Annotated in this window: 4 protein-coding genes, 1 tRNA gene and 1 pseudogene; 4 read left to right on the top strand and 2 right to left on the bottom strand. The window is 66.8% G+C overall.

What is annotated here, in order from left to right:
• From gatB to IM632_RS04245, 3 genes and pseudogenes are all read left to right on the top strand, one after another.
• Positions 1 to 547, top strand: a pseudogene (gene gatB / locus IM632_RS04255) (Asp-tRNA(Asn)/Glu-tRNA(Gln) amidotransferase GatCAB subunit B); the annotation flags it as partial.
• Positions 548 to 573: 26 nt separating this feature from the next.
• Entirely contained in the window at positions 574 to 1,434 is an 861-nt protein-coding gene (locus tag IM632_RS04250) for an enoyl-CoA hydratase-related protein (protein WP_296552040.1), read from the top strand.
• 75 nt (positions 1,435 to 1,509) lie between these two features.
• Positions 1,510 to 1,599: transfer RNA gene (locus tag IM632_RS04245), tRNA-Ser, on the top strand.
• Positions 1,600 to 1,675: 76 nt separating this feature from the next.
• Here IM632_RS04245 and IM632_RS04240 read toward each other — a convergent pair.
• On the bottom strand, positions 1,676 to 2,683 hold the full coding sequence (locus IM632_RS04240) for an aldo/keto reductase (protein WP_296518671.1): 1,008 nt from the start codon (positions 2,681 to 2,683) through the stop codon (positions 1,676 to 1,678).
• Between the two features lie 131 nt (positions 2,684 to 2,814).
• Between IM632_RS04240 and IM632_RS04235 the strand changes: the two genes are divergently transcribed.
• The gene (locus IM632_RS04235; protein WP_296484447.1) at positions 2,815 to 3,717 is read left to right on the top strand and encodes a LysR family transcriptional regulator; all 903 of its coding nucleotides are present in this window, start codon (positions 2,815 to 2,817) and stop codon (positions 3,715 to 3,717) included.
• Positions 3,718 to 3,731: 14 nt separating this feature from the next.
• Here the strand turns inward: IM632_RS04235 and IM632_RS04230 are convergent, their stop codons facing one another.
• Entirely contained in the window at positions 3,732 to 4,109 is a 378-nt protein-coding gene (locus IM632_RS04230; protein ID WP_296484450.1) for an aldo/keto reductase, read from the bottom strand.
• Positions 4,110 to 4,440: the final 331 nt, after the last annotated feature.

Raw genomic sequence — 4,440 nt, 5'->3', positions numbered from 1 at the left:
CCTGCCGGAACTGCCGGACGCCAAGAAGGCGCGCTTCCAGAGCCAGTACGGCCTGACCGCCTACGACGCCGGCGTGCTGATCAGCGAACAGGCCAGGGCCGACTATTACGAGGCCGCCGCCAAGGGCCGCGACGCCAAGCTTGTGGCCAACTGGGTGACCAACGACCTCGCCGCCCGCCTGACGGCCGCCGGGACGCCGATCTCCGAGAGCCCCATCGCCCCGGACGAGATCGCCGAGCTGGTGGCCCTGATCGAGGAAGGGGTCATCTCCTCCAAGATCGCCAAGGACGTCTTCGAGCGCATGTGGGCCGGCGAGGGCCGGCCGCGCGCCGTCGTCGAGGCGCAAGGGCTCCAGCAGGTGTCGGACACCGGCGCCCTTGAGGCCCTGGTCGACCAGCTGATCGCCGACAATCCCGGCCAGGCCGCGGCCGTGCGCGAGAAGCCTCAGGCCATCGGCTGGTTCGTCGGCCAGGTCATGAAGGCCACCGGCGGCAAGGCCAATCCCGGCGCGGTCAACCAAATCCTGAAGGCGAAGCTCGGGCTCTGAGCCCGGCGAATGGAGGAGGAAGTGCCATGGCTTCGGCGTTCGAGACGGCCTGGACCTGCTTCGAGGTCACCCTCCAGGACCGGGTCGCCCACATCCGGCTGAACCGCCCGGACGCCTTCAACTCCATGAACCGGGCCTTCTGGAACGAGCTTCCGGCCATTGTCGACGACATCAGCGACAACGCCCGGGCCCGGGTGATCGTCAGCTCCTCCACCGGCCGGCACTTCACGGCGGGCATGGACCTCCAGAACTTCTCCGGCGTCGGCGGCGGGACGGGGGAGGGGTCTCGGCGTCCGGACATCGCCGGCGAAGCCTCCCGCGCGCACCTGGAGTCCCTGCAGGACGCCTTCTCCTGCCTGGACCGGGCCCGCATGCCGGTGATCGCCGCCATCCAGGGCGGCTGTGTCGGCGGCGGGGTGGACCTGACCGCCGCCTGCGACATCCGCTACGCCAGCGCCGAGGCCTTCTTCTGCATCCAGGAGATCAACATCGGCATGACCGCCGACGCCGGCACCTTTCCGCGGCTCTGCCGGCTGATCCCGCAGGGCTGGGTGCGCGAACTGGCCTATACCGGGCGGCGCCTGCCTGCGGAGGCCGCCCGCGAGATCGGCCTGGTCAACGCCGTCCTGCCGGACCCCGAGGCGGTGGTCGCCCACGCCCTGGCCGTCGCCCGGGAGATCGCCGCCAAGTCGCCCCTGGCGGTGGCCGGCTCCAAGGTGATGATCAACTACGCCCGCGAGCACGACACCGAGACGGCCCTGGACTATCTTCGCGTCTGGCAGGCGGGCATGTTCCCCGCCGCCGACATGGCCGAGACCTTCAAGGCCCGGCAGGAGGGCCGCGAGCCGGACTTCCCGGACCTGAGGCCTGTCTACAGGGGCATGTAGGGAATGGGACCTGGAAGCAGGCCGTTGCGCCGCAACGCCGCCTTCGGCTAAGAGAGGCGCTCCCCGCCGGGGACTGGTGACGTGGCCGAGTGGCTGAAGGCAACGGTTTGCTAAATCGTCATACCCGAAAGGGTATCCAGGGTTCGAATCCCTGCGTCACCGCCACCCGTTTCTTGCCTCTCGCCAGTCCCAAACTCATCGCATCAGTCTCAGCCTGATCGCAGGAACCGCCAGCGACCCGTCACAGCCTTGGAGGCGCCTCCACGCCGGTCATCGCCATTGAGGCGGCGTTGTAGCGGTCGCCTTCGGCGTTCAGACTTGAGAGTGCGGCCGTGATCGCCAGGGTGTCTTCAGGGGTCAGTTGAAGTACGGCAGCGCCCAGGTTCTCCTCCAGGCGGTGCAACTTCGTCGTGCCCGGGATCGGAACGACGTAGGGTCGCTGGGCCAGGAGCCAGGCCAGGGCGACCTGGGCCGGCGTCGCGCCGCGGGCCTCACCGACCTGCTTCAGAAGATCGACGAAGGCCAGGTTCTTGGCCCGGGCCTCGGGCTGGAACCGCGGGATCGTCGCGCGGAAGTCGGTCTTTTCCAGCTTGGTTTCCGCGCTGATCGCACCCGTCAGGAAGCCCTTGCCGAGCGGGCTGTAAGGCACGAACCCGATGCCGAGCTCGTCGCAGGCTGCGAGGATCCCATTCGTCTCAGGTGCGCGCCACCACAGGGAGTATTCGTTCTGAACGGCTGAGACAGGTTGCACGGCATGTGCTCGCCGCAGCGTGTTCACGCCCGGCTCGGAAAGCCCGAAATGGCGCGCCTTGCCTTCCTTGATCAGGTCCTGGACGACGCCTGCGACATCCTCGATGGGCACTTTGGGGTCGACCCGATGCTGGTACAGCAGGTCTATGGTCTCGACGCCGAGCCGTTTCAGCGATCGCTCCACCACCTCCCGGATCTTCTCCGGCCGGCTGGAGATCCCCCGGGGACGACGTGTCTCCGGATCGACATCGAAGCCGAACTTGGTGGCGATGACGACCTGGTCGCGGATCGGCCGAAGCGCCGCGCCGACCATCTCCTCATTGCTGAACGGCCCATAGATTTCGGCGGTGTCGAAGAGGGTCACGCCACGATCCGCGGCGGCGCGAATGAGGGTGACGCCCTCAACATGACTGATCCGGTGGCCGTAGCTGAAGTCGAGGCCCATGCAGCCAAAGCCGATTTCGCTGACGGTCAGGCCACCAAGGCTTCGCATTTTCATGACGTTCTCCGGGGTTCGTTCTCGAGGTCATCGACCGCTGGCCGCCCGGCCAGCACCGGCTGAACCTAGAGGATCGCCATTTCAGCGATTAGTCGCTAAATCATGCATGAGGCTATCATTGGAGCTTATGAATGCGGCGGGAAGATCTCCGTGATCTGGCGGTCTTCCTCGCCGTTGCCGAGGCGCGCAGTTTCACCCGGGCGGCGGCCCAGCTTGGCGCCTCGCAATCCGCAATCAGCCAGATCGTGCGACGCCTCGAAGCGTCGATTGGCATCAAGCTGCTGACGCGCAACACGCGCAATGTGGCGCCGACGGAAGCCGGCGAGCAATTGATCGCAACCCTGAGGCCGGCCTTGGGTGAGATTGACGCGCGTCTCGCGGCGCTGAGCGCCTTTCGGGAGCGCCCGGCGGGCACGGTGCGGATTACCTCCAGTCGCCATGCTGCAGAGACGATCCTTTGGCCGGCCGTCAGCCAGATGCTCAGGGAAAACCCTGAAGTGAACGTCGAGATTTCCGTCGATGGGCATCTAACCGAGATCGTCGCCGAACGTTTCGATGCGGGTGTTCGACTGGGGGAACAGGTCGCGAAGGATATGATCGCCGCGCCGATCGGGCCGGAACTCCGGATGGCCGTCGTGGGGTCGCCGGACTATCTGGCGGCCCGTGGTGTCCCAGGTTCACCCCAGGAGCTGACCTCCCACGCCTGCATCAACATCCGCATGCCCTCGAGCGGCGGACTTTATGCGTGGGAATTCAGCAGGGGTGGGCGTGATCTCAATGTTCGCGTCGATGGACCGCTGATCCTTAATGATGTCGGGATCATACTGCAGGCGTCCGCGGAGGGTTTGGGACTGGCCTGCGTCCTGGAGGATCAGGCCTCTAGCCTGCTCGCGTCAGGGCGCCTGGTCCGGGTCCTTGAAGACTGGTGTCCGCCATTCCCGGGTTACCACCTGTATTATCCCGACCGGCGCCAGCTGACGCCCGCCTTTTCCTTGTTTCTTGCAACCCTGCGGCAGCGCAGGCGTTCGGTCTGAACCTCACGTCTGCCTCACCCCCCCGCCGACTTGAGCCTCAGGCCGTCGATCGCCGCCATCTCCGCGTCGGAATAGGGACCGTCGGCCTCCGCCTTCAGGCACAGGCCAAGTTCCGCGCGGTTCTTGACGCCCAGGACCACCAGATCCAAGTCGGGCAGGGAGAGGGCGTAGCGGCGGGCCGCGTAGGCGGGGTCCACGCCCCAGCGGGTGCAAAGGGCCCGGAAGGGCGCCGCGCGCACGAAGTCGCGGCGGTCCGGGCTGGTAGGCGACCGCTCCCGGTCCACCGCCGCCGTCAGGGCGCCGGCCTGGACGGCCCGCCACCCACCCTCCCGACATCCCTGCCTGAGCAGATGGGTTCCGCCATGTCGCGGAACCTGCGGGCCTATTCGCACCCGAACCGTCTGTGGAGACGCCCCTGAGGGCGGGGTTCGAGGGGCGGTTTGGGCCCGGAAGGGGGCGCGTCTCCGGGCCCTTCCTGGAAGGTTGGGTTTCCCTGTGAACAGGGAATGAGCAGCGAATTTCTTTGTGCAACACACGCCCAGACTTGCTGTGGCTCCGGGATTTCCTCGCAAGATCAGAGGGTTCCCACGTGACCCCCTGAAACTCCGCCAGGGACTATTGGGGTCCGCCCCGGGGAAGGGACGGACGGATGAAGCGATCCAGGTTCACTGGAGAGCAGATCTTCGGGATCCTGCGGGAGCAGGAGGCCCAGCCTTCGCGGCT

This window comes from Phenylobacterium sp., assembly GCF_020402505.1.
In the GTDB taxonomy this organism is placed as follows: domain Bacteria; phylum Pseudomonadota; class Alphaproteobacteria; order Caulobacterales; family Caulobacteraceae; genus Phenylobacterium.
This window is presented reverse-complemented; position numbering and strand designations above follow the sequence as displayed.

Bases quoted from the DNA above. Each gene is read 5' to 3' on its own strand.
- IM632_RS04250 (WP_296552040.1), top strand. From the start codon at position 574: ATGGCTTCGGCGTTCGAGACGGCCTGGACCTGCTTCGAGGTCACCCTC.
- IM632_RS04240 (WP_296518671.1), bottom strand. From the start codon at position 2,683: ATGAAAATGCGAAGCCTTGGTGGCCTGACCGTCAGCGAAATCGGCTTT.
- IM632_RS04235 (WP_296484447.1), top strand. From the start codon at position 2,815: ATGCGGCGGGAAGATCTCCGTGATCTGGCGGTCTTCCTCGCCGTTGCC.